The organism is Roseateles paludis (assembly GCF_039872745.1).
Classification (GTDB): Bacteria; Pseudomonadota; Gammaproteobacteria; order Burkholderiales; family Burkholderiaceae_C; genus Pelomonas; species Pelomonas paludis.
Genome location: NZ_JBDPZD010000002.1, coordinates 1,022,587 through 1,048,099, shown reverse-complemented (window position 1 = coordinate 1,048,099; position 25,513 = coordinate 1,022,587). Strand labels below are relative to the sequence as shown.

Sequence of the window (25,513 nt, the reverse complement as noted above, 5' to 3'; positions counted from 1 at the left end):
GCCGGTGCGCAATCGCATCGATTCGTGAATCAATGCAGGGATTGTTCAGGACGCCTCGATGTACGACTCGCCCATCCCAACTTCGCGTACGCGGGGCGTGGATCGCTTCATGCTTTTGCTGATCCTGGCGAATGCGCTGCTCGCACTCTGGCTGGGGCTGGAGGGTGGGCGTTGGCTGTTTGCGCTCGGGTGCGGCGCGGCCGTGCTCGCGCCTACCGCGCTCGCGCGCCTAGTGCGCGTCTCGCCGCTGGTTTCGCGCTACCTGCATGTGCTCAGCCTCACTGGCATGGTGGCGCTGCAGTTCCAGCTGGGCAGTGCGGCGATGCTGGTGCCCAACCTCTTCGTCACCTTGGCGGTTCTGCAGATCTACCGCGACTGGCGGGTGCAGCTGCTGGCCACGGCGCTGCTGGTGGGCGCCTATGTGGCGGCACCGGGCAGCTTTGAATGGCGGGCCTCGGCGGCGACGCTCGGCTTCCTGGCAGCGCTGTGCGTGGCCACGGTGGTGGCCAGCCGCCGCATGGCGGCGGAAGCGGATGCACGCTTTGAGATGGAGTTCCTGGTCAATGCCATGGGCCAATTAGGCCCGGTGCGTCTGAACCTGGACGTGGTGCGCGCCAAATCCAGCGCCGCCAGTCGCCTGAAGGACGCCCAGGGCCGCATGGCCACGGCGCTGCGCCAGGTGCGTGACGTGATCTTCAGCGTGCACGCGGCGGCGGAGGAGATGTCGTCCAGCAGCTCGGAGCTGATGAGCCGCACCAACAACACGGCCAATGGCCTGCGCGATGCGGCCATGAGCCTGGAGCAGATCAACGTCATCGTGCAGGACAGCGTGCGGGCCTCGCGCGAGGCGCGCGAGCTGTCGCAGGCGGCGTCGGGCATGGCGACGGAGGGCGGGCAGGTGGTGGTCAAGGTGGTGGAGGCGATGAACGAGATCAGCAGCTCGTCGAAGCGCATCACCGACATCATTGGCGTGATCGATGGCATTGCCTTCCAGACCAACATCCTGGCGCTGAACGCGGCGGTCGAGGCCGCTCGGGCCGGCGAGGCGGGCCGTGGCTTTGCGGTGGTGGCGGGCGAGGTGCGCCTGCTGGCCCAGCGCTCCAGCGAGGCGGCCCGCGAGATCAAGACCCTGATCAACACATCCCTGGAAAGCGTTGAGCGTGGCAGCAGCCTGGCCAGCCAGGCCGGCGGCGCGATGGAGCGGCTGGTGCAGTCGGTGCAGCGGGTGGGCGCGGTGTTCGAGTCGCTGACGGCGGACTCGTCTGAGCACGCGCAGGGCATCGACGTGGTGACCAGCTCGGTGCGCGAGCTGGACTCGGTCACGCGCATGAACGTGCGCACGGCCGAGCGCAGCGGTGACATCGCTTTCGAGCTGCTGGCCCAGGCGGCCAAGCTGGCCGAGGTGCTGAGCGCTTTCCGGCTGGGCGACGACCAAGCCGTGCTGGACCTCAAGGCAGCGGCCCAGGCTTCGCATGCGCGCGAGTCGGAAGCGCGGGCGGATCGCCAGCCCGGCAGTGGCCAGGACGCGGGAGGCCAGGCGGCCCAGGCGAATGTGGAGTTTTTCTAGGCTGGGTTCAGCCAGGGGAGGGTGAGCATGGTTGGATGGCGTTCACTGAATTGGGCCCGGGCGGCGAGCCTGTGTCTTGGTTGGCTGCTGATGGCGCCGTCGCTGCGCGCCGAGCCCGAGTACCACTTCTCGCCGGTCAACCAGTCGAGCATTGCCACCGTGGCGGCTTACTGGAACCCCATCGTGGGCTATGTGTCGCAGAAGTCGGGCGTCAAGCTCTCGCTCAAGATCGGGCGGACCTCGGCGGACACCACGGCCTATGTGCTGGCGCAGGAGGTGGACTTCGCGTTCACCAACCATTTGTTCAGCCCCGAGCGTGACCCTCTCGGCTGGAAGGTGCTGGCCCGCCGCAACACGCCGCCGCTGCATGGCCAGATCGTCGTGCCGGCCGATTCGCCGATCAATGACCTCGCCCAGCTCAAGGGGCTGGACGTGGGCTTCCCCGGCCCTGAGGCCTTCATTGCCTACAAGACGACCTATGCCGAGATCCTGCGCCGCAAGGTGGACGTGAAGGTGGTGTTTGGCGGCAATATGGACGGCGCCTTTGCACAGCTCTTCAGTGGCAAGGTGGCGGCCGTGGGCGCCAACTCGCAGCTGGTGGAGGGCTATGCCAAGCGCGAGGGCAAGCGTTTCAAGGTGCTGTGGAGCTCGGAAGGCTTCCATGACCTGGCGTTGATGGTGTCGTCCCGCGTGCCCGAGAAGGAGGCCCAGGCCGTGGCCAAGGCCTTCGTGGACATGGCCAAGGACCCGGTGGGCCGCGAGGTGCTGGCGAGCAGTGGCAAGGTCATCGGCCTGGCTGCAGACGTCGTCTTCGTGCCAGCGGACGCTGGCGACTACGCGTCCTACCGGCGCTTCTTCCAGAGTGCACCGCCGCAGCTGCGGTAAGCGCCGGACGCCAGGGCCGCTCAGATGCAGTTGTTGATCCGGGCGCTGACGGCGCTGCTACCCAAGTCGCTGCTGCGCCGCGTGGCGGTGCTGTATGTGCTGACCCTGACGCTGCTGATCAGCGCGGGTCTGGCGGCCTTCATCACCTACAAGGCCCAGGCTGCGGTGGAGGACGCCGAGCAAGGCGCCGCCGCTATCTCGGCGCTGATCATGCCGACGCTGACCGAGTCGGCCGTCATCGGCGACTACGACACCATCAAGCGTGTGTTGGCGCGCTGTGTCGAACACCCCTTGTTCGAGAAGGCCGCCTTCATCGACATCAAGGGTTCGCGCGTCGAGGTGGTGCGGCAGGAACCGTCCGAGCACCAGCCGCCGGCCTGGGTCACGCGCCAGTTCAACGACCTGCTGCCCCCCATCAACGACTTCGTCCGCGCCGGTGGGCGGGACTACGGCATCACCCGACTCACCATGCGCAGCGAGCGCGTGGCGGCCGAGGTCTGGTCCATCGTGGCCGTCGCGCTGCTGATGGGCCTGGTGGGTCTGGTGCTGGGGGCGACGGTGGTGTGGTGGCCGCTCAAGAGCTGGCTCGGAGAGCTGGACCGTGTCTCGGCCATGGGTGATGCCTTGGCGGGTACCGGCCCGGCGATGGAACGCGTGGAGGCCGACGCCGTGCCGCTGGAGTTCCAGCGCACCTTTGCCGTGATCAACAAGGTGGCGGCCTCGCTGCAGGCCGAGCGCGCCCAGGCGGCCGTGACGCTGACCGCCATTGCCGAAGGCGTGGCCACGCTGAATGGCGAGGGTGCCATCGTGCTGGCCAACCCGGTGATGGGTGAGCTGCTGCACCGGCCCAGCAGCAGCCTGCTGGGCCTGCGCCTGGCCGAGGTGCTGCCAGCCCTGGGTTTTGCCGGCGAGCCGCGCGAGACCTGGCGCAACCGCCGCATCCACCTGGACGGGCCGCCCGCCTGCACGCTGGAGGCCAGCCTCACCCTCGTCAGCGCCGAGGGCGACCGCGCCGCCGGCTGGGTGCTGGTGCTGCGCGACATCAGCCAGCAGCAGCAGCTGGAAGACCAGCTGCGTGCCGAGCTGGATGCGCGGGCCACGGCCATCCGGGCCATGAGCGATTTGCTCGGCCCCTCGACCAGTGTGGCCGTCAGCGCCGAGCACTCGGTGATCGAGCGCCTGTCGCGCCAGGTGGCCGACCTGGTGTCGCGCCTGCAGCGCCAGACCGACCAGCTCGGCGCCATCTTCACGCTCAGCCCCGATGGCTTCATCTCCTTCGATGCCGAGCGCCGCGTGCAGTTCGTCAGTCCCTCGGTGCCCTTGCTGACCGGGCTGGACTCGCGCGACATCCTGCATCAGGACGAAGCCGGCCTGGAGCGTTTGCTGACCCAGCGCCAGGTCAATGCCAGCACGCAAAAGACCGTGTCGCTGGCGCAGCTGCATGAGGACGCGCTCATCCTGCACATGGACCGGCCCATGCAGCGCATCCTGGCCCTGGCCATGCATGCGGGCGGTGGGCGCGAGGTGTCGCAGGTGCTGCACATCCGCGATGTGTCACAGCAGTTCGAGGTGGACCGGCTCAAGAGCGAGTTCCTGACCACGGCCGCGCACGAGCTGCGCACGCCCATGACCAGCATCTACGGCTTCACCGAGCTGCTGACCACGCGCACCCTGGCGCCCGAGCGCCAGCGCGAGCTGCTGGGGCGCATCTACCGCCAGAGCCGCGCCATGATGGACATCCTGGACGAGCTGCTCGACCTGGCCCGTATCGAGGCCCGCAGCGCGCAGGACTTTGTCTTCACCGTGGTAGCCCTGGAAGACCTGGCCCGCGAGACGGCCGAGGACTTCCAGCCGCCGGAGGGCCGGACCCCCGTCGAGCTGCTGCTGCAGGCCCCGGGGGTGCAGTTGCGCGTCGATGCGGGCAAGTTGCGTCAGGCGCTGCGCAATGTGGTCTCCAACGCCTACAAGTACTCGCCCGGTGGCGGTGCCGTGGGCATGCGCGTCAGCGCCACTGGTGAGGGTTGGGCGCGCATCGAGGTGCGTGATGAAGGCATCGGCATGTCGGCCGACGACCTGGAGCGCGTGACCGAGCGCTTCTTTCGCGCCGACAAGTCCGGCAAGATCCCCGGCACGGGCTTAGGCATGGCACTGGTGAAGGAGATCGTCCAGCTGCTCGGCGGGCGCATGCACCTGAGCAGTGAACTGGGCCAGGGCACGACGGTGACGCTGGAGTTCCCGGTAGCGCTGCGGTCAGGCACGGCGGAGCACGCGCTGCCATGAACCGCCGGACCGGCAGCCGCTGGGTTCGCGCCGGTCTGCTGCCCGTGTTCGGCATCGGGACCTATGGGCTGGTGGCCTATAGCCTGTTGCACCTGGTGCCTGAGCCAGATTGGTACTGGGATGTCTGGCGGGACCTGGCCGTGTTGGTGCTGCCGCCAGTGCTGTGGCTCATCTGGCGCCTGCGCCATGGCATGCACGAGACCATGGGCCTGACGGCCGCAGAAGGGGCACGCAGCGCGCGCGCGCCGGTGATGGCGCTGCTGGGCGGGCTGGCGCTGACCGTGGTGCTGGTGGCGCGCATGGAGGCCAGCCAACAGGCGCTGGCCCAAGCGCACTTTGACAACGAGGTGGCGCGCGCCAAGACCGAGCTGCGCGACCGCATGGAGCGGCCGCTCTCGGCGCTGTTGGGCCTGCGGGCGCTGTACGCCGCCAATGCGCAATTCAAGCGGCTGGAGTTTGTGCGCTACGTCAGTGCCTCAGACATCAGCAACCGCTTCCCGGCGGCGCTGGGCTTTGGCTTCATCGAGCCGGTGCGGCGTGGCGCGCTGGACGCGTTTCTGGCGCGCGAGCGCGCCGACGACGCGCCTGACTTCACGCTGCATGCGCCCGGTGAGGCCGGTGAGTGGCTGTACGTCATCAAGTACATCGAGCCCATGTCGGCCAACCGCCCGGCCTGGGGCCTGAACCTGGGCTTCGAGGCCGCGCGGCGCGAGGCCATCGAGGCGGCTATCGAGAGCGGCGAGGCGCGACTCTCGGGCGTGGTCCCGCTGGTGCAGGGGGGCGAGGCGCGCTCGGGGATGTTGCTGATGCTGCCGGTGCACGATGCCGACGCCATGCTCGACACCGCCGAGCACCGCCGCAATGCGACGGCTGGGCTGGTCTATGCGCCGCTGCTGCTCAGGCGCATGTTCGATGGCCTGGACAGCATGCGATCGGGTGAGCTGGACTTTGACGTGCTGGACGTGACGGCGGCGGGCCAGCCCGTTTCGCTGCGCCAGGCCAATGGCGATTCGGCACCCACGCTGGCCACCTATCAGCATGGCGCCAGCGGCACTGCCCGGGCCTATCGCCAGGTGCAGCGCGTGGCGTTTGCCGGCCGGCAGTTCGACTACTACTTCTGGTCCACCGAGGCCTTTGCCAAGTCGGTGGCGCTGGGCTGGCAGCCGATCCGCCTGGGCTTGCTGGGCAGCGTGATCAGCGGCTTTCTGGCGGTGATGCTGTGGCTGATGGCCACCAGCCAGGTCCGCGCTCAGAAGCTGGCCGAGCGCATGACGGTGGACCTGCTGGAGGCCACTGCCAAGGTGCAGGCCACGCAGCAGGAGCGAGAGCGCCTGATCACCAGCCTGAACGAACACTGCATCGTCTCGGTGACCGATGTCGAGGGGCGCATCATCGAGGCCAATCTCGCCTTCGAGCAGATCAGCGGCTACCGGCGCGAGGAGCTGATCGGCCAGAACCACCGCATCGTCAACTCGGGCCTGCATCCGCCCGAGTTCTGGCATGGATTCTGGGACACCATCTGCGCGGGCCAACCCTGGCACGGCGAGGTCTGCAACCGCCGCAAGGACGGCAGCTACTACTGGGTCAAGACGACGGTCGTGCCCTTCTTCGACAGCGGCGGTCGCGTGGACCGCTATGTCTCGATCCGCACCGACGTGACCGACGAGCACCTGCTGCGCGCCGAGCTGCAGGGCAAGCACGAGCGCTTCAGCCTCGCGCTGGAGGGCGGGACCGATGGCCTGTGGGACTGGCTCGACACCCACAGCCAGGCCATGTGGTGGTCGCCGCAGTTCTATCGCCTGCTGGGCCATGAGCCGGACGCCATCGAGGCCAGCATCGCCGAGTTCGATGCCATGCAGCACCCCGGAGACCGGGCCCGCACCCAGGCCGCGCTGGCGGCGGCGCTGCGGGACGACGCGCCGTATGACGTGGAGTTCAGGCTGTGCACACGCGCCGGTGACTACCGCTGGTTCCGCTCGCGGGCCAAGGTGTTTCGTGACGCGGCCGGCCTGCACCGGCGCATGGCGGGCTCGCTGCAGGACATCCATGATCTGAAGTCCGCCGAGGCCGATTTGTCGCTGCGCAACGCGCAGATGGCGGCGGTGTTCGCGATCACGCCGGACGCCTATGTGTCGATAGACGACACCGGGCATGTGCAGTTTGTGAGCCCGGCCTTCGAGCGCCTGACCGGCCTGGGCGCGGAGGCGGCGACGCGCCTGGACCTGGAGGCACTGCTGATGCGGCTGGCGGAGCGCGGCAAGTTCACGCCCGACCTGGCTGCCCACTGGCTGCCTGAGCTGGCGGCGGGCACCTTGAGCTACGAGCCCGCCCAGGGCCAGCGCCGCACGCTGGGCTTGCGCCTGCACACCGCTCCGGAAGCCGGCCCGGTGCGCAGCCTGCTGCTGATCCACGACATCACGCACCAGGTCGAGGTGGAGCAGATCAAGAGCGAGTTCCTGTCCACCGCCGCGCATGAGCTGCGCACGCCGATGGCCAGCATCCTGGGCTTCAGCGAGCTGCTGGCCACGCGCGAGTTCACCGAGGAGCGCCGCCAGGGCTATCTGGCCCGCATCCTGCGCCAGGCGCGCGCCATGATGTCCATCCTCAACGAGCTGCTGGACCTGCAGCGCATCGAGTCAAGGCGCGGCAAGGACTTTGTGCTGGCGGTGTGCGACCTGCGCGAGCTGGTGCGGGAGGCAGCGCAAGACTTCCCGCCGCCTGCGGGCCGCGAACCCCCCGAGCTGCTGCTGCCCGAGGAGCCCGCCCAGGTGCGCGTGGACCGCAGCAAGCTGCAGCAGGCGCTGCGCAACTTGATCTCCAACGCCTACAAGTACTCGCCCGGCGGCGGCGCGGTGCAACTGCATTTGGCGCGTGACGACGGCAACTGGCGGCTCAACGTCATCGACCACGGCATTGGCTTGACCCCCGAGCAACTCGCCCGCGTCAGTGAGCGCTTTTATCGGGCCGACACCTCAGGCGCGATCGCGGGGACCGGCCTGGGCATGAGCATCGTCAAGGAAATCATCGAGCTGCATGGCGGGCAGCTCAGGCTGCAGAGCGTGCACGGCGCGGGCACCACGGTGAGCGTGGTGCTGCCCGAGCACGAGCCCTGATCTGGTCCCGGCCGGGGCCCTTAGCTCAACCCGGGCCGGACGACTTCTGGCCGGCGCAGCCTTCCACCTCCAGCTCCATCGCCGTCAACACGCTGCCACTGACCGTGCCGCGCACGCGCACCTGGGCTCCCACCGCCAGGCAACTGCCGTTGCCGCGCCGGTAGTGCGCCTGGGTGGCGTCCACCGTATAGCTGCCGACGGGCACGGTGGGGCTGGCGCGGGTCACGTTGAGGGTGAAGTCGGTGAGGCTGCGCAGCGCCGTCACCGCACCCGACACGCCGGCATTGAAGGCTTGGTCCGGGCGCTGATGGCGGGCACGGTCGCTCGGCGCGCCGTCCAGGTCGATCACCTTCACGGCCACGACGGCATTGCTGCCTGTCCCTGCGGCTGTGCCTGCAAAGTGCACGGCCACCCCGACCGCCAGATCGCTCAACTGGCCGTGGGCGAACTGCGCATGGCTGAGGTCGAGCACCACGCTGTTGCCGCCAGGCAAGAAGTTGGCGTCCTGCAGCGAGACCGTCACGCGCTGGCCATCAAGGGCCAGCACGGTGCCTTCGCCGCTGAGGCGCGGGGCGGTGCCCTCAGCATTGCTGCTGGGTTCGGGCAGGACGTGGACGACCGAGCTTGTCACTGTCGAGGGGTCTGCCGTGGTGGCGCCCGGCGTGACGCTGCCCTTCACCTCGACACGGCTGCCCACGGCCAGGGTGGCCAGGGTCAGGACGCTGTGGGTGGCTTCGCTGGTGATGACGGCATCGCTACTCAGTGTGACCACCACCGTGCCGCCGAGGCGGCTGTCCGAGACGGTGAAGCTGCCACCGGCGACGTTCACCGCCGTGACGGTGCCATGCACATGGGCTTGCTGGTGCACCCATTGGCCGAAGGCATCCTTGGGGTTGCGCGCCAGGATGGCCGGTGTCACCAGGCCGGTGCTGGCGTTGTAGCTGAACTTCTTCAGGTCGAAGTCGAGCACCAACTGGCCGGTGGTGGCGGGGTTGAGGGCCAGGTCGCGGATGCGCCAGACAAAGCTGCTGCCGGTGCTGCTGAACTTGGCGTTGATGGTGGTGAGCCCGTCGGTCGAGACCAACTGGACACTGTTGCTCAGCGTGACGCGGATCTCGGTGTACAGCTCGGCCGGCAGACTGAGGCTGGACAGGAACTGGCCGACGTTGGCCAGCGAGGCCAGGTTCACGGCGACCGGGCTGCTGCCTGCATCAAAGAGCGTGACGCTGGTGCCGGCGCTGTTCAGGGCGGTGATGCTCTCGATGCTGACCCAGACCTTGGCGTAGTCGGTGGTCAGGTCGTCGGTGATGTAGGTCTGCAGGCGGTAGCTGGCGGCGCTGGCCGTTGGTGGCGCGTTGCTGGTGCTGGCCCCGGTGCTGGCGCCAGGGTCGGCACCGCCACCGCAGGCCGCGAGCAAGGCGGCAGCCAGGCAACTGGCCAAGGTCAGTGAAGCAACGAGATGGGGACGGGTCATGCGAACTCTCCGGTGCGTGGACGAAGGGGGTGCTGCGTGCTGCAGCACCGGCTCATCCCGTCACAACGTTGCTCGGGCCCGCGCTCGTCCTTGCCACGTCGGCAATTTGTATCGACTTGCGATTCAGTTCGACGCCGTGGCGGGCGCTGCGCCACCGAGACCCAGCAGGCCATACCCATACACCGGGTCCCGGCCCGGCGCTCCGGCATCCACGGCCTGGTGCACGAGCGAGGTGATGGCGGCCTGGGCCGCCTCGCGATCAGGCTGCGGCAGCCGCGCGGCGAGCAGGCCGCTCACCACAGGGGCTGCGAACGAGGTGCCGCGCCAGACCTTGGTCAGGCCGTCGCCGCCGTCCACGCTGACGATGCCGGGTGCTGCGAAGACGATGTGAGGGCCGCGGCTGGCCTCCACGAGCACGCGCCCGCGCTCGTCCACACCGGTCACGGCCACGACACCGGGCAGCGCGGCGGGGTAGAGCGGGGGGGCTGCCGGTCCCTCATTGCCACTGGCGGCGACGAGCACATGGCCGCGTGCCAGGAAGAGCTCCACCAGCCTCGCCATCACCCGGTTGTAGGGGCCCGCCGCGCTGACATTGACCACCGGGATCCGCGCGGCCGCGAAGTTCTGCAGGGCCGCGGCCAGGGTGTCCACCGCCCCCAGGCCGCAGCCGAAGTCGGCGACGTGCAGCACCAGGGGCCGGCCTGCCGTCCGCGCGCTGCGCGCGAGCACGGCAGCCACGGCCGTGCCGTGCCCGGTGTTCTGCAGGGCAGGGCGCTCGCAGTGCTTGCCTTCGAGGCGCACACCTTGCAGCTCCGGCACGGCGCGCGGCGCTTCGTCGACCAGGCCGATAAGCAAGGGGGCGGCACTCTCAGGCGCTGCCGCGCGGTTGCTGGCGCCGCCCTCCGGTGGCGCTGCGACGGCGCGGCCCGTTCCGAGCAGCAGGTGATTGAAGTCGACATCGGCGCCGGGTAGCAGGCGACGCAAGGCCTCCAGGGCCTGGCTCAGACTGAGGCCGCTGGGCGTGCGGAGCACCAGCAGGCGCTGCCCCAGCACTTGGCTTTGACGGATCAGGTCAAAGCCCTGGCTTTGCAGCTCGACGGGGGGCTCCACCTCACCGGGCAGCAACACAGTGAGCTCGTCACGCAGCATGGGCGCGCCTACCGGGTCGCGCTGGACCCACTGCGGATAGCTCTGCAGCAATTGCTCCACCCGCAGCGCGCGTGCTTCACCACCATGGAATGGCAGATTGGGCGCAGGCGACCCAGGCGCGGGGAATGGATTGCCACCCGGCTTGCCTTCGGTGTCGCGCGCGGGCTTGGCGCCTGTGGGGGGCGTTGTGGCCCGCTCTGCAGGCGACTGATCAGGGCTTGCGCCCTCACCACCTGAACGGCTGGGTACACCCGCGGGTTTGACGGCGGGCGTGGCGTCGGATGGGCCGGCTGTGGGCGTCCTGCCGGGCGCGGGCGTCGGCGTGACGCTCGGTGGCTGGGACGGCATCGGCGGCATCGGGCGCTGCATGGCCGGGGGCGGGAGCATGGGCGGCATGGGCGCACCGCCATGCGGTGCTGCCCAGGCGCTGCCCGCCAGCAGGGCGATGGGGGCGACAAACCGCGCCCAGCGGTACATGTTCGGGAGCGAGAGGCGGGTCATGGCTCAGCGACGCCAGCCGGCATCGCGCGCCTCGCGCTCTTGTCGTGCATCGAGCGCCATGCCTGCCATGCGGCGTTCAGCCGCTTCCAGCACGGCGATGGGCAGGCCGCTGCTGGCCAGGCGCAGGCCGGCCTCGGCAGCGGGCGCGCTATCGGGTGTGGTGGTGGGTGTGTTGGTAGGTGCGTTGGTGGGCGTGAGCACCACCAGTTGCCAGTGCCCGGCATCCCGGCAGGCCAGGCCGGCACCGCCAGGCGCTTCAAAGCTGCGGCAGTAGCGGCCGTCACGGTCCTTGAAGGTCCAGGCCACCTTGATCGGGCTGGTGCCTGTCTCCAGGGCCAGTTGCTGTTCAAGCGCGCGCTCCAGGCTGGCCGAGGCCACCAGGCGCCCGTCAGGGCCGTTGCGCCAGGCGATGTCTTCCGTGGCGGCGCCAGGGCCCCACGCCTGCCAGCCCCACAGCAGCAGCAATACGCTCGCGGCCAGGCCCATCCAGCGGGGCCAGGCGCCGCGTGGGAAGCGGATGAGTTGCGCGCCCTGGGCAGCGGGTGTGTGCCGTTCTTGGCTCGTGTTCAGGTGCTGCCCATGCGCGTACGCCATCAGCCCGGCCGGCACGGCGCCGCTGAGCTCGGTCGAGAACGCGGCACGCAGCCGCCGGTTGAGCGTCTGCATGCGTTCCACCTGCTGACGAGCCCCGGCGTCGTGAGCGAGGGCGGCCTCGACGGCCGCCGCTTGCTCAGGCAACAACTCGCCGTCGACAAAGGCCATCAGGGTTTCGGTGTTTAGCTCAGGCATGGGCGCGGCTCCTCGGGGGAGAGCAGGTTCTGCAATTGTTCCCGGGCCCGTGCCAGACGGCTCGTCAGGGTGCCGATGGGGACGCCGAGCGCATCCGCAGCCTCCTTGTAGGACAGGCCCTCCACCAGGACCAGGGCTACGGCGGCGCGGTGGTCCTCACTCAAGCGGCTGACGGCCTGGCGCACGGCGAGGGCGTCGGCCGGCGAGGGGCTGTCGGGGCCGGCGCCGGTTTCGGCCAGGGTCTCGTGGTCCACCGACACCAGCACCCGGGACTGGCGCTGGCGGGCACGCACTTCGTCAATCCACGCGTTTTGCATGATCCTGAACACCCAACTGTCGAGCCTGGTGCCCGGCTCCCAGCGCGCTTGGTGCTGCCAGGCCCGCTCCAGGGCGAGTTGAACGAGGTCGTCGGCGTCCTGGGCGTGACCGGTCAGCAGCCGGCCGAAGCGCCGCAAGCGTGGCAGCAAGGCGGCAAGCTCCGGGCCAAAGGCCGTGGGGGCGGGCGGTGATTCCATGTGTTGACCCGACAACGTCGTCCCCCACGAGTTTCTTCCATCGGTGTGGGGATGGGATCGTGACCGCCCGCCGGCCCGAGGTGGTCAAGCCTCGGGCAGGTCCGACATCAGGGTGTCAACAGCACGCTGAACCACGCTCTCCTCTTCCAGGGCCGTGATCAGCCCATTGGCCAGCAGGGCCTCCAGGGCCTTGCGGGTCAGCGGCAGGCGTTCGTCCAGGTCGCGTCCGACGAAGAAGTAGCTTTGCGAGCTAGGGCTGATCCAGGCCAGCTGGACGGTGTGCCACTCGCCCTGCGTGAAGAGATGGAACCAGCGGCCGATGTGCACGCCGCCGAACCAGGCTTCGATGGCGCTGCGGGCGGCCTCACGGTCCCCGCCGCTGTACAGCGCGACGGGCACCGTGGGCAGCTCGCCCCGGTCCACGCGCGTGGTGAGCCAGTGGGTGGGCGGGCGCGAGTCGCGCTCTTCCATCAGCTGCTGGACGATCTCTTCCGGCGTTGGCGGCGGCTTGGCCACGACCTCGACGGCCGGCAAGCCGCGCAGCACACGGCCGTGCATGTCCATCAGGTCCTGGAAGAAGGCGTCGCGGCGCGGCGCGGCGAGCTGGATGCTGTCGCAGCCGGCCTCCAACTGGTGGATGAGGCGGGGCAGGCGCTGCTGCAGCGCGGCGCGGGCGATGGCGTCGCGCGGGGGCTTGAAGCTTTCCAGCAGCGCATCGACGGCGTCCATCGCCATCTGGGCGGCCGCCGAGTCGTGACCGTGCTCGGCCATGGCGTGGACGATGACGTCCACCCAGGCAGTCTCTAAAAAGTGGCGGCAGCGGGTGGACAGCGGCGCGCGCGAGGTTTGCTGCAGGATCTGCTCGCGCACGACGGCGGTCCACTCGGCGCGCTCCTCGCCGCGTGCCAGGGCCTGGATGGCTTCGGCGTGGCGCTGCTCGGCCTGGTGGGTCTGCGATTCGATCTCGGCGTTGACGCGGCGCAGCGCCAGCTCGAACAGGCCGACGCTTGGCACCGGCGCATCGGTCAGCAGCTTGGCCTCGGCTTCCATGAAGCGCAGGAAGGCCTGCAGCGCCGGGTCGTCCGCGCGGTCAAAGGTCATGCCGTGCGCGGCCACGCGGTTGAGCAGGTCCCAGGTGGGGTGATCGTGGCGGCGCAGCAAGCTGGGGTCGGCCCGCGCCATGCGCACCACGGCCACCTGCAGCCGCGCGAGCAGGCCCTTGAGGGGCGGCAGCAGGCGGGGGTCGGCCAGGATCTGGTCGTAGAGCCGGCTGAGCATGTCGGGCCCCGTGCTGCGCACCAGCGGCGCCGCCTGGGCGCCGACATGGGCATCAAAGGGCGCGGGGCGGGAGTTGACGGCGTCCACCCGGCGGGCGAGGCCGTCGAGCGTGCCACGGCTGGAATTGAGGGCCCCCACGCCGCGCGCGGCAGCCAGACGCTGGTGGGCAAAGCTGTCACGCGCACCGCTGCCGAAGCCGGCGACAAGGTCGGTCAGCTGGGCGGCGCGCAGGCGTTCGCAGACACCGCCGTAGAACTTGGCCAGCCGCCGTGCCACGGGCGTGGCGGCGGCGCGCATTAGGTCATGGTGGACCTGGGCGTTGACACCGCTGGCCGCGATGGCCTGGTGCAGGGCCTGGGCATAGATGGCGGGGCGCAGCGGGTTGTCACGCTCACGCGCCTTGCCGCCGCCCTTGAGCGCGGCGAAGAAGTTGCCGATTTGATAAAGCTCGGGCTTGGCAATGTCCTCGGCGGCGTGCACGACATGGGCCACGGCCACGTCCTCCAGCGCCTGGGATTCATCCACCAGGCTCAGGCCGCCCAAGGTGGGGCTGGTGCGCTGGAGTGGGTCGCCGCCATGCAGGGCCTCCTGCAGCGCCGCGAGCAGGCGGGTCTCAAACTCGGCCGCAAAGCGCGGCCGCACGCGGCGCCAGGCCTCGCGCAGCCCAAAGTGCTGGGCGTTGGCGTCGAGTTCGTCCTGGATGAGATTGAGCAGGTCGCGCGACAGGCCGCTCACCTCGGTGAGCGCCTCGTTGACGAGATCCTGAGCGCGAAGCTGGGTCATATCCCCAAAATTATCGAATCGCGCTCCGGCCCGAAATGCCCGAACAGGGGTGTTCTGCCCTCAATCCGGCGCCGACCGTGATGCATTGCCGGCCGGTGTACCCGGTCCTGTGGCGCGCCAGCTTGCCGCTTCGTCTGCGGGGCGCTATGCAGACACCGGCGCCACCAACGAAAAAGGGTCGCCGAGGCGACCCTTTCGAGGCGTGAGGCCTGCGTGGACTTACATGTCCATGCCGCCCATGCCACCCATGCCGCCGGGCATGCCGCCGCCAGCAGGCGCTTCGTCCTTCGGGGCCTCAGCGACCATGCACTCGGTGGTCAGCATCAGCGAAGCCACGGAGGCCGCGTTTTGCAGCGCGGTGCGGGTCACCTTGGTCGGGTCCAGGATGCCCATCTCGATCATGTCGCCATAGGTGTCGTTGGCGGCATTGAAGCCGTAGTTGCCCTTGCCGGCCAGCACGGCGTTGACGACGACGGAGGCTTCGCCACCGGCGTTGTAGACGATCTCGCGCAGCGGGGCTTCGATGGCCTTCAGGACCAGCTTGATGCCGGCGTCCTGGTCGGCGTTGTCGCCCTTGATCTCGCCAGCCGATTGCTTGGCACGCAGCAGGGCCACGCCGCCGCCGGCGACGATGCCTTCTTCAACGGCGGCACGGGTGGCGTGCAGCGCGTCTTCCACGCGGGCCTTCTTTTCCTTCATCTCGACTTCGGTCGCAGCGCCAACCTTGATGACGGCAACGCCGCCAGCCAGCTTGGCCACGCGCTCTTGCAGCTTCTCGCGGTCGTAGTCGGAGGTGGCTTCCTCGATCTGGATGCGGATCTGCTTGACGCGGGCTTCGATGTCGGCAGCCTGGCCAGCACCGTCGATGATGGTGGTGTTTTCCTTGCCCACTTCGACGCGCTTGGCCTGGCCGAGGTCAGCCAGCGTGACCTTCTCGAGCGAGAGGCCGACTTCTTCGGCGATGACCTTGCCGCCCGTCAGGATGGCGATGTCTTCCAGCATGGCCTTGCGACGGTCGCCAAAGCCCGGCGCCTTGACGGCGACGACCTTCAGGATGCCGCGGATGGTGTTGACCACCAGGGTCGCCAGCGCTTCGCCGTCGACTTCTTCAGCAATGATCAGCAGCGGACGGCCGGCCTTGGCCACGGCTTCCAGCGTGGGCAGCAGGTCGCGGATGTTCGAGATCTTCTTGTCGAACAGCAGGACGAAGGGGTTGTCCAGCAGGGCGACTTGCTTCTCGGGGTTGTTGATGAAGTAGGGCGACAGGTAGCCGCGGTCGAACTGCATGCCTTCGACGACATCCAGCTCGTTGTTCAGGCTCTTGCCGTCTTCGACGGTGATGACGCCTTCCTTGCCGACCTTGTCCATCGCGTCGGCAATGATCTGGCCGACGTCGGCATCGCTGTTGGCCGAGATGGTGCCAACCTGTGCGATTTCCTTGGAGGTGGTGGTGGCCTTGGAGGCCTTCTTCAGCTCGGCAACCAGGGCTTGCACAGCCTTGTCGATGCCGCGCTTCAGGTCCATCGGGTTCATGCCGGCGGCCACGTACTTCATGCCTTCGCGCACGATGGCCTGGGCCAGCACGGTGGCGGTGGTGGTGCCGTCACCGGCGTTGTCGCTGGTCTTGGAAGCGACTTCCTTGACCATTTGGGCGCCCATGTTCTGGAGCTTGTCCTTGAGCTCGATTTCCTTGGCCACGGACACGCCGTCCTTGGTCACGGTGGGGGCGCCGAAGGAGCGCTCGAGCACCACATTGCGGCCCTTGGGGCCCAGGGTCACCTTGACCGCATTGGCCAGGATGTTCACGCCTTCAACCATGCGGGCGCGGGCGTCGCCGCCGAAGATCACGTCTTTTGCTGCCATGTTTGTTTCTCCGAATTCAAAGGGGGAATGTCTTTCCGTCTACGGCCGGGCCTGCGGCCCTTAACTTGGCTGCGCCAAGTTAGCCTGCGACGAAAGTGATGCCTCAGGCAATCACTTTTCGACGACCGCAAACAGGTCGTCTTCCTTCATCACGAGCAGTTCTTCGCCATCGACCTTGACGGTCTGGCCGCTGTACTTGCCGAACAGCACCCGGTCGCCGACCTTGACGTTCAGGGTGACGAATTCACCCTTGTCGTTGCGCTTGCCCGGTCCCACAGCCAGCACTTCGCCCTGATCGGGCTTCTCGGCGGCGTTGTCAGGGATGATGATGCCCAGAGCAGTCTTGGTTTCGTTCTCGAGGCGCTTGACGATCACGCGATCGTGCAGGGGACGCAGCTTCATGGAATCTCCTGAGGTCTAGTCTGACGAAGCCGCCCAGGTGGCGGCGTCTGAATCCAAAGCCGCCCCACGGGCGGCATCCGAATAGTTAGCACTCGATGGTGATGAGTGCTAGCAGACCATTATAGGGATCGATCCCGGGCTTTCAAGAAGCCACTTCACGCCGTCGTGTTCGATCCGCCCAGCGGCGCGCCCAAACAAAAAGACCGCCCACTGGGCGGTCTTTTCACAGTGACAACGGCGACGCCGTCAGCTCACTGGCCCCGACGGCGGCGGGTAACGGCAACGCCACCCAGAGCGGCGAGGACGAGCGCGAAGCTGGCAGGCTCAGGGACGCGGTTGGGGGGCGTAGCCTCAAACGGCGTCACGTTGAACTGGTCAAACAACCAGTGCGCGGCGCTGGCAAAGCTCAACCGGAAACTGGTTCCGACCTGACCAGGCGCCAAGTCCACCGAGAATTCCTGAAAGGTGCAAACCCCAACTTTGCAGGCGCTGCTGGACTGGACCCCTGCCACAGCAACCGCACTGCCGATCTGGCCTTGATCGCCGAAGATTTCAAGCATCGGGGAGCCGCCGCTGCGGAGATCGAGGCTGGCCAAACTAAACCCAAAGTTTGTGAAACCTGCTGAAAAGCCGACGGTGATCGCGCAACCCGCAGACGGGCATTGGTCGACCGTATCGCCAAACTGGTCGACGGACACTTCGCTGAGCAGCAGCGCGTTGTGCGTGCCGCCGCCGGCTACCCCAAGGCCAAAGGCAAAGGCACCGTTGCCAGTGAAACTGAGCCCATTTTCAGAGTAGGGCAGCGCGACGATCACGGAAGGATCGCTCGGGGCCGAGAGGCCTTCGAAATCCGCCGTCTTCTTCACCGGGACAGCCTGGACCAGGCCCGTAGCGGCCAAAAGGCCAGCCATCATCAAAGTACGAAAAGCCCGCATGGGACGACTCCGTGAGTGTTCTTGTTGGAGGGGAACGTGCGCTGACTGTACTGAAGCGGCTCAATTCTTGGGGGACGCCGGCCCCTTTGATTCGGGGGGGCTGGAGGAGGCTGAGCCCATGACAAAGGGGGTGAGTGAAGCTTCGCGTCAAAGCCACAGCTGGCTGAGTGGGCGGCAGTAAAGTCGATCGGCACGTAGAAACCCGTATTCGGCGGGCTTGCTCGCCATGGTCTGCTCAGCTTTGCACCACGGCCTCAGTGGTGGACACGATTTTTGGAGAAGCCATGAAGCATTCGATCGTTCTGCTGGCCCTTGCTGGTGCCGTGAGCCTCGCGCAGGCGGAAGACACTCTCAAGAAGATCAAGGACACCGGCACCATCACCCTCGGTGTGCGCGAGTCGTCCGGGCTGTCCTACACGATTGGGGATGGCAAGTACGTGGGCTATCACATCGACGTTTGCGAGAAGATCGTCTCGGACGTCCGCAAGGCGCTCGGCCTGAGTGGCATCACCACCAAATACCAGCCCGTCACCTCGGCCAATCGCATTCCGTTGACGGTGAACGGCACCGTGGATCTGGAGTGCGGCTCCACCACCAACAATGCCACGCGGCAAAAGGACGTGGCCTTTGCGGTGACGACCTATGTCGAGGAAGTGCGTATCGCGGTCAAGGCCAATTCGGGCATCAATTCCATCAAGGATCTGGCCAACAAGACGGTCGCCACGACGACGGGCACCACCTCGGTCCAGACCCTGCGCAAGCACGAGCGCTCGACTGGCGTGGACTTCAAAGAGGTGTTTGGCAAGGACCACGCCGATAGCTTCCTGCTGCTGGAGTCCGGCCGTGCTGACGCCTTCGTGATGGATGGCTCCATCCTCGCCAAGAACATCGCGACCTCGAAGAGTCCCAAGGACTACAAGATCGTCGGCGAAGTACTGTCCGTCGAGCCGATCGCCATCATGATGCGCAAGGACGACCCAGCCTTCAAGAAGGTGGTGGACAACAGCATCAAGGAGCAGATTCGCCTCGGCGACCTGGCCAAGCTCTACGACAAATGGTTCCTGAAACCGATCCCACCGGCGGGCGCCGTGATCGGCATGCCGCTGAACGAAGCCACCAAGGCGGCCTGGGCCAATCCCAACGACAAGCCGATGGAAGACTACGCCAAGAAATAAGGCGGCAAGGCTGGATGCATTGACCACTGGAAGCGGGTGCATGGCACCCGCTTTGCGTTAGGAGGGACGATGAGCTGGGATTGGCAGTTCTTCTGCAATGACACCGCCACGGGCGAAGCCGTGGCCAGCTGCTTCGCGGCGGGTGGCAAGGAGCAGACCTATTTGCAATGGATGCTGGGAGCCTGGGGCTGGACACTCAGCGTGTCGCTGCTCGGTCTCTTGGTGGCCTTGGTGGTGGGCTCGCTGGTCGGGGTGGCGCGCACCACACCCAACCGCTGGCTGGTCCGCTTTGGCGAGGCCTGGACCGAACTCTTCCGCAACATCCCGCTGCTGGTTCAGGTCTTCCTCTGGTACCACGTGCTGCCGGTGATGGTGCCTGTTTTGCAGGGCGTGCCGCCTTCGGTGCTGGTGGTGCTGGCGTTGGGCTTCTTTACCAGTGCGCGCATTGGTGAGCAGGTCAAGGCGGGCATCCAGACCCTGCCCAAAGGCCAGCGCTATGCCGGTCAGGCGCTTGGCTTCACGCTGCCGCAGACCTATCGCTTCGTGCTGTTACCGATGGCCTTTCGCATCGTCATCCCGCCGCTGACCAGCGAGTCGATGAACATCGTCAAGAACTCGGCCGTGGCCTTTGCGGTCAGCATCCCTGAGCTCGCTCAGTTTGCCCAGCAGGCGTCGGAGGAGACCTCGCACTTTGAGGAGATCTTCATCCCGGTCACGCTGCTCTACTTTGTCTCGGCCTTCGTGATCAACCGCGTCGCCAAGTTCATCGAGGCGCGGGTCCGCATCCCGGGCACGGTGGGGGCCAAGTGATGCTGAACCTCGACTACAGCTTCCTGAACTGGGGCGTCATCCACAGCTTTGTGGCCAAGGGTTTCTGGTTCTCGATCCAGCTCACCCTTGTGGCCATGCTGGGCGGCATCGTGCTGGGCACCTTGCTGGCCATGATGCGGCTCTCGGGCCGGGCCTGGCTGGCAACCCCGGCCGCCATCTACGTGGACACCTTGCGCTCCATCCCGCTGGTGATGGTGATCCTGTGGTTCTTCCTGCTCATCCCCAAGCTGCTCGGGCCGCTGGGCGGTGAGACCTCGGCGCTGATCACGTTCACGCTTTTTGAAGCCACCTACTTCTCCGAGATCATGCGCGCCGGCATCCAGTCGGTGTCCAAGGGCCAGGTCAACGCGGGCTATGCGCTGGGCATGACCTATGGGCAGAGCATGCGTTACGTGGTGCTGCCGCAGGCCTTTCGCAACATGCTGCCGGTGCTGCTGACGCAAACCATCGTGCTGTTCCAGGACACCTCGCTGGTCTATGCCGTCGGTGCCTACGACCTGCTCAAGGGCTTCGAGGTGGCGGGCAAGAACTTCAACCGGCCGGTCGAGACCTATCTGGTCGCTGCCCTCGTCTATTTCGTCATCTGCTTCTCTCTGTCGCAACTGGTACGGCGCCTGCAGCAGAAGATCGCCATCATTCGTTGAGGTCCCGCTGTGATTGACATCAAAAACGTCTCCAAGTGGTATGGCAGCTTTCAGGTGCTGACCGACTGCACGACCTCCATCCAGAAGGGCGAGGTTGTCGTGGTCTGCGGCCCCTCAGGCTCCGGCAAATCCACGCTGATCAAGACCGTCAATGCGCTGGAGCCCTTCCAGAAGGGCGACATCGTGGTGGACGGCATCTCGATTGCCGACCCCAAGACCAACCTGCCCAAGCTGCGCTCGCGGGTCGGCATGGTGTTCCAGCACTTCGAGCTGTTCCCACATTTGTCGGTGACTGAGAACCTCACCATCGCGCAGATCAAGGTGCTGGGGCGCAGCCCCGACGATGCCAAGGCGCGTGGGCTCAAGATGCTGGAGCGGGTCGGCCTCACGGCCCACAAGGACAAATTCCCCGGTCAGCTGTCCGGCGGCCAGCAGCAGCGCGTGGCCATCGCGCGGGCGCTTTCCATGGACCCCATCGTGATGCTGTTTGACGAGCCCACCTCGGCGCTCGACCCCGAGATGGTGGGCGAGGTGCTGGACGTGATGGTCAAGCTCGCTCAAGAAGGCATGACCATGATGTGCGTGACGCACGAGATGGGCTTTGCCAAGCGCGTGTCCAACCGCGTCATCTTCATGGACGCTGGCAAGATCGTCGAGGACTGCACCAGCAGTGATTTCTTCAGCAAGCCCGAGGATCGATCAGCCCGCGCCAAGGACTTCCTGTCCAAGATCTTGCAACATTGACCGGGCGCCGAGGCAGACCGGGGGCGACGGACAATCCCGCCCCATGAGTACCACCCTGACCCTCACCCGCCCCGACGACTGGCATCTGCACCTGCGCGACGACGCCGCACTTGCCAGCGTGGCGCCCTACACGGCCCAGCAATTTGCACGGGCCATCGTCATGCCCAACCTGCGGCCGCCCATCACCACGGCCGCCCAGGCCATGGCCTACCGTGAGCGCATCCTGGCCGCCCTGCCGGCCGGCTCGGACTTCCAGCCGTTGATGACGCTCTACCTCACCAACAACACCGCCCCGGCGGAGGTTGCGGCGGCCAAGGCGGCGGGCGTGGTCGCGCTGAAGCTCTACCCGGCTGGCGCCACCACCAACAGCGATGCCGGCGTCACCGACATTCGCAAGTGCTACGCCACGCTCGAGGCCATGCAGCGCGCCGGCCTGCTGCTGCTGGTGCATGGCGAGGTGACCGACCCGGCCATCGACGTCTTCGACCGCGAGGCCGTCTTCATCGACCGCGTGATGCAACCGCTGCGCCGCGACTTCCCCGAGCTCAAGGTCGTGTTCGAGCACATCACCACCAAGGAGGCGGCGCAGTACGTGTCCAGCAGCGACCGCTTCACCGCCGCCACCCTCACCCCGCAGCATTTGCTCTACAACCGCAACGCCCTCTTCACCGGCGGCCTGCGCCCGCATTACTACTGCCTGCCCGTGCTAAAGCGCGAGGAGCACCGGCTGGCGCTGTGCCAGGCCGTCGCCTCGGGCTCTCCGAAGTTCTTCCTCGGCACCGACAGCGCACCGCATGCCGCCCAGCTCAAGGAAGCCTCCGTTTGCGGCGCTGGCTGCTTCACCGCGCTGTCGGCGCTGGAGCTGTACGCCGAAGCCTTCGAGCTGCTCGGCGCGCTCGACAAGCTCGAAGCCTTTGCGTCCTTCAACGGCCCCGACTTCTACGGCCTGCCGCGCAACACCGGCACGGTCACGCTCAAGCGCGAGCCTTGGACCCCGCCTGCCGCCGTGGCCTTCGGTGACGCCCAGCTCAAGCCGTTGCGTGGCGGTGAAACCCTGAACTGGAAATTGCAATGACCACCACGCCCGAGCGCAACGCACGCATCGCGCTCTTGATCGACGCCGACAACTCCCCCGCCGGCAAGATCGACCTCATCCTCACCGAGCTGGCGAGCTTTGGTGTGGCCAATGTGCGCCGCGCCTACGGCAACTGGAAGAAGGACGCCCTCAAGGGCTGGGAGAAGCTGCTGCACGAGCACGCCATCCGGCCCATGCAGCAGTTCGACTACAGCAAGGGCAAGAACGCCTCCGACATGGCCATGGTCATCGACGCCATGGAGCTGCTCTACACCGACCGCCCCGACGCCTTTGGCATCGTCTCCAGCGACGCCGACTTCACGCCCCTGGTCATGCACCTGCGGGCCAAGGGCGCCGCGGTCCACGGCTTTGGCAACCAGCAAACGCCGGCGCCCTTCGTCAACGCCTGCTCGCGCTTCCTCTACCTGGACAAGCTCGACACAGGCGCAAGCAGCGCGCCCCAGCGCATGAGCCCGGCCCAGCTCAAGCAGGATGCCAAGCTCGTCTCCCTGCTGCGCCACGCCGTGCAAGGCGCGGCCAATGAGGATGGCTGGGCCAGCGTCAGCGTCGTCAGCCAGCAGATCCGCAACCAGGCCAGCTTCGACCCGCGCAACTACGGCTACGCCACCTTCACGCGCCTGCTGGAGGCCACCCAGCTGTTCGACTTCAAGCGCGAGGGCAACAACCCCTACGTGCGTGACCGGCGCGAGGCCCGGCCTGGCCGCACCGAGGCCCCGCGCCCGGTGCCAGAGTCCGTCGTGACCCCGCCGCCCCAGCTTGACGTGGTGCCCGAGCCGCCGCCGGCCCCGCCTGTTGCCGAGGCCAAACCCACGCGTCGCCGCTCGCCGCGCAAGGCCAGCGCTGCCGGTGCGGTGCCCCAGAACCCGCCCGCCACCCCGCCAGCCCCCCAGCCAGTAGAAGCCGCCGCGCCCGCGCCCAAGCCCCGCACCCGTCGTCCTCGCGCCAAACCTGCGGCATAGGCCCCATTCCAGCGACAGGCCGTGCCGCGTTCGCGGCTAGCATCGGCGAGCATGGACGGCGGCCCACGCCGCCATGCCCCCAAGCCTTGAGGACTCGCTTGCGCGCTATTCCCAGCCTCCCCCGTCTGCCCCACCTGTTGCTGAGTCTCGGCCTCCTGCTCGGGGCCTTGCTCGTTGCGCCAGACCTGCGGGCCCAGCCTGCCTCCGCACCAGCCGCCACGCCAGCCGCCACATCAGCCGCCACGTCAGCCGCTGCGCCGCCAGGCGCGCGCGCCGCACCGGCGCCCGTCTCCGCCAGCGCCCGCCGCCTCTACGAGCGGTCCAAGGGCCAGCTGCTGCAGATCCGCACCCTGCTCAAGACGCAGGACAGCCAGGCCAGCGTGGGCTCCGGCTTCATCGTCAGCGAGCAGGGCCATGTCATCACCAACTACCACGTGATCAGCCAGTTCGCGCTGGAGCCCGAGAACTTCCGCCTGCGTTACGCCACGACCGAAGGCGAGGGCGGCCAGCTGGAGCTGATCGACTTCGATGCCCGGCGGGACCTGGCCCTGCTGCGCGTGGTCGGTGATGGCCTGAAAGGTGTGGGCCAGCTCAGCTTCCGCCCCCAGGGTCAGCCGCTGTCCAAGGGCGACCGCATCTACTCGATGGGCAACCCGCACGACGTGGCCTTTGCCGTGGTCGAGGGCACCTACAACGGGCTCGTGGAGCGCAGCTTCGACCCACTCATCTACTACTCGGGCTCCATCAATTCGGGCATGAGTGGCGGCCCGGTGCTGGACGAAGACGGCCGCGTCGTCGGCATCAATGTCTCGGCCATGTTCTTTGCGCAGCAGATGAGCTTCCTGGTGCCGGCCGAGTACGCTGAGAAGCTGCTGCAGCGCAGCCGTGACGCTAAACCCATCAAGGGCGCCGCGTGGACGCGCCTGCGTGACCAGTTGATGGCCTACCAGGACGAACTTGTCACCCGCTTCACCGCCCAGCCCTGGCAGAGCGCCAACCATGCGCACTACCGGCTGCCCGTGCCTGAACAGACCTTCATGCGCTGCTGGGGGCGCGGCACGCCGGCCGACACCAAGGGCCTGGACTTCGAGCGCTCGCAGTGCCGCATGGAGCACGCCATTTTTGTGAGCGGCAGCCTGCAGACCGGCTGGCTCGACATGTCGCACGAGGCCTATGACGGCAGCAAGCTCGGCACCCTGCGCTTTGCGCGCCAGTACTCGGGCAGCTTCCGCAACGAGCGGCTCGGCCGGCCCGACAAGAGCCGCACCGCACCCTTCTGCAAGGAAGACTTTGTGGAGCGTGACGGCCTGCCGCTGCGTGCCGTGGTCTGCCTGCGCGCCTACCGCAAGCTCGAGGGCCTGCATGACCTCTCGGTCCTCGTCACCACGGTGGACGCCAAGACCGAAGGCGCGCTCGGCCGCTTTGATGCCCGGGGCGTGAGCTTCGACAACGCGCTCAAGCTGGCATCGCACTACCTGGAGGGCTTCGCATGGACGAAGAAGTGAAGCCCGGCCTGCTGCTGCAAGCCCCCGTGGCCGTCGTCGAACTGCTGGGCCGTGACGGCCGGCCGCAGCTGCTTCAGCGCGTCAGCACCTGGCCAGCGCGCATCGGCCGCTCACCCGCGTGTGAGGTGGTGCTGGACGACCCGCACCTGGCTGCCGAGCACGCCGTGCTGGACTGGACGCCCGAGGGCGGCGTGCAACTGCGCCTGCTGCCCAGCCTCAATGGCGGTAGCCTGGTGGGTCAGGCCGGCGAGGCCTTGAAGCCGGAGGCGCCGGTGGCCGTCGCGGCCTCGCAAGACCTGCTGCTGGCGGGCGTGCCCCTGCGCATCCGCCACACCGCCGCCCCGCTGGCGGCCGAGCAGCCGCTGGCGGTGCCGGTGCGTCGCCACTGGGCGTTGCTGCCCGGCATGGCGCTGCTTCTGGTGCTGCTGCAGTGGGTGGACCGCTGGAGCAGCGTGGACCCCGACTCCCGCTGGGTCGACTACGCCGCGCCGCTGCTGGGGCCTCTGGTGGTGGTGGCTGGCTGGGCGGCGCTGTGGGCGCTGGCTACCCAGCTCTTCCAGCACCGCTTCCCGTTTGCCACGCATTTGCGCAAGGTGCTGCTGGTGCTGTGCACGGTGGGCCTGCTGGAGTGGCTGCTGCCCCTGGTGGCCTTCGCCTTCTCGTGGCCGCGCCTGCTGGTGCTGGAGGCTCTGGTCGTGCCCGTGCTGGGTGGGGGCCTGGTGTGGTGGCATGCCAGCACTGTCTGGCCGCGCGCGCGCCGCTGGCTTGGTGGGGCCATGGTGTCGCTGCTGGTGATGGGCTTGGGCCTCCAGGCCGCTGGCCGCTGGGAGCAGCAGCACCTGTTCGGCCCGCCTTACCTGGCCAGCCTGGCGCCGCCCGCCTTCCGCCTGGCCAACCCCAAGCCGCCAGCGGCCTTGATCGATTCGCTGCGGCCCTTGCAGGCCGAGCTCGCGCGCCAGGCCAACAAGGACAACGAAGCGCCTGAGGCTGACCCGAACGAGTAGCGGCCTCAGGCCAGCTCGCTT

At 67.7% G+C, this 25,513-nt stretch carries 19 protein-coding genes and 1 pseudogene; 12 read left to right on the top strand and 8 right to left on the bottom strand.

The window, feature by feature from the left end; genetic code table 11:
* Positions 1-109 precede the first annotated feature (109 nt).
* From ABDJ85_RS10700 to ABDJ85_RS10685, 4 genes are all read left to right on the top strand, one after another.
* Positions 110-1,567, top strand: a complete 1,458-nt coding sequence (locus ABDJ85_RS10700) for a methyl-accepting chemotaxis protein (protein WP_347704743.1) — start codon at positions 110-112, stop codon at positions 1,565-1,567.
* A gap of 90 nt (positions 1,568-1,657) precedes the next feature.
* The gene (locus ABDJ85_RS10695) at positions 1,658-2,452 is read left to right on the top strand and encodes a phosphate/phosphite/phosphonate ABC transporter substrate-binding protein (RefSeq protein WP_347704742.1); all 795 of its coding nucleotides are present in this window, start codon (positions 1,658-1,660) and stop codon (positions 2,450-2,452) included.
* Positions 2,453-2,476: 24 nt separating this feature from the next.
* The gene (locus tag ABDJ85_RS10690) at positions 2,477-4,732 is read left to right on the top strand and encodes a sensor histidine kinase (RefSeq protein WP_347704741.1); all 2,256 of its coding nucleotides are present in this window, start codon (positions 2,477-2,479) and stop codon (positions 4,730-4,732) included.
* Entirely contained in the window at positions 4,729-7,845 is a 3,117-nt protein-coding gene (locus ABDJ85_RS10685; RefSeq protein ID WP_347704740.1) for a CHASE domain-containing protein, read from the top strand. Before ABDJ85_RS10690 ends, ABDJ85_RS10685 begins: the two co-directional genes overlap by 4 nt.
* Before the next feature lie 25 nt (positions 7,846-7,870).
* Here ABDJ85_RS10685 and ABDJ85_RS10680 read toward each other — a convergent pair whose 3' ends face one another.
* The 8 genes from ABDJ85_RS10680 to ABDJ85_RS10645 form a co-directional block, all read right to left on the bottom strand.
* Positions 7,871-9,319: a DUF4382 domain-containing protein gene (locus tag ABDJ85_RS10680; RefSeq protein ID WP_347704739.1), complete on the bottom strand. Its 1,449-nt coding sequence runs from the start codon at positions 9,317-9,319 to the stop codon at positions 7,871-7,873.
* Between the two features lie 123 nt (positions 9,320-9,442).
* Positions 9,443-10,969: a S8 family serine peptidase gene (locus ABDJ85_RS10675; RefSeq protein WP_347704738.1), complete on the bottom strand. Its 1,527-nt coding sequence runs from the start codon at positions 10,967-10,969 to the stop codon at positions 9,443-9,445.
* 3 nt (positions 10,970-10,972) lie between these two features.
* Positions 10,973-11,758: an anti-sigma factor gene (locus tag ABDJ85_RS10670; RefSeq protein WP_347704737.1), complete on the bottom strand. Its 786-nt coding sequence runs from the start codon at positions 11,756-11,758 to the stop codon at positions 10,973-10,975.
* Positions 11,746-12,273 (bottom strand): RNA polymerase sigma factor, encoded by a 528-nt coding sequence (locus tag ABDJ85_RS10665; protein WP_347704736.1) that lies wholly within the window; start codon positions 12,271-12,273, stop codon positions 11,746-11,748. Before ABDJ85_RS10665 ends, ABDJ85_RS10670 begins: the two co-directional genes overlap by 13 nt.
* Before the next feature lie 84 nt (positions 12,274-12,357).
* A complete protein-coding gene (locus ABDJ85_RS10660) occupies positions 12,358-14,334 on the bottom strand; it encodes a DUF1631 family protein (protein WP_347704735.1) in 1,977 nt (658 codons plus the stop codon).
* Positions 14,335-14,553: 219 nt separating this feature from the next.
* The gene (gene groL / locus ABDJ85_RS10655) at positions 14,554-16,197 is read right to left on the bottom strand and encodes a chaperonin GroEL (protein WP_347704734.1); all 1,644 of its coding nucleotides are present in this window, start codon (positions 16,195-16,197) and stop codon (positions 14,554-14,556) included.
* 111 nt (positions 16,198-16,308) lie between these two features.
* Positions 16,309-16,599 carry a co-chaperone GroES gene (locus ABDJ85_RS10650; protein ID WP_347704733.1) on the bottom strand — a complete coding sequence of 97 codons (291 nt, stop codon included), beginning with the start codon at positions 16,597-16,599 and terminating at the stop codon, positions 16,309-16,311.
* 251 nt (positions 16,600-16,850) lie between these two features.
* The gene (locus ABDJ85_RS10645; protein WP_347704732.1) at positions 16,851-17,534 is read right to left on the bottom strand and encodes a PEP-CTERM sorting domain-containing protein; all 684 of its coding nucleotides are present in this window, start codon (positions 17,532-17,534) and stop codon (positions 16,851-16,853) included.
* 284 nt (positions 17,535-17,818) lie between these two features.
* Between ABDJ85_RS10645 and ABDJ85_RS10640 the strand changes: the two genes are divergently transcribed.
* The 8 genes and pseudogenes from ABDJ85_RS10640 to ABDJ85_RS10605 all read left to right on the top strand — a co-directional run bounded on the left by ABDJ85_RS10640 (position 17,819) and on the right by ABDJ85_RS10605 (position 25,492).
* A complete protein-coding gene (locus ABDJ85_RS10640; protein WP_347704731.1) occupies positions 17,819-18,709 on the top strand; it encodes an amino acid ABC transporter substrate-binding protein in 891 nt (296 codons plus the stop codon).
* A 69-nt stretch (positions 18,710-18,778) separates the two neighbouring features.
* Positions 18,779-19,519 (top strand): amino acid ABC transporter permease, encoded by a 741-nt coding sequence (locus ABDJ85_RS10635; protein ID WP_347704730.1) that lies wholly within the window; start codon positions 18,779-18,781, stop codon positions 19,517-19,519.
* Complete coding sequence (locus ABDJ85_RS10630; protein WP_347704729.1) at positions 19,519-20,184, top strand: amino acid ABC transporter permease; 666 nt, start codon at positions 19,519-19,521, stop codon at positions 20,182-20,184. The genes ABDJ85_RS10635 and ABDJ85_RS10630 overlap by 1 nt, the downstream gene beginning before the upstream one ends.
* Positions 20,185-20,193: 9 nt before the next feature.
* Positions 20,194-20,928: an amino acid ABC transporter ATP-binding protein gene (locus ABDJ85_RS10625; protein WP_347704728.1), complete on the top strand. Its 735-nt coding sequence runs from the start codon at positions 20,194-20,196 to the stop codon at positions 20,926-20,928.
* A 43-nt stretch (positions 20,929-20,971) separates the two neighbouring features.
* The gene (pyrC, locus tag ABDJ85_RS10620) at positions 20,972-22,003 is read left to right on the top strand and encodes a dihydroorotase (RefSeq protein ID WP_347704727.1); all 1,032 of its coding nucleotides are present in this window, start codon (positions 20,972-20,974) and stop codon (positions 22,001-22,003) included.
* Positions 22,000-22,728, top strand: a pseudogene (locus ABDJ85_RS10615) (NYN domain-containing protein); the annotation flags it as partial. The gene pyrC and the pseudogene ABDJ85_RS10615, both read left to right, overlap by 4 nt.
* 353 nt (positions 22,729-23,081) lie before the next feature.
* Positions 23,082-24,488, top strand: a complete 1,407-nt coding sequence (locus ABDJ85_RS10610; RefSeq protein ID WP_347704726.1) for a S1 family peptidase — start codon at positions 23,082-23,084, stop codon at positions 24,486-24,488.
* A complete protein-coding gene (locus ABDJ85_RS10605; protein WP_347704725.1) occupies positions 24,473-25,492 on the top strand; it encodes an FHA domain-containing protein in 1,020 nt (339 codons plus the stop codon). Before ABDJ85_RS10610 ends, ABDJ85_RS10605 begins: the two co-directional genes overlap by 16 nt.
* Positions 25,493-25,513: the final 21 nt, after the last annotated feature.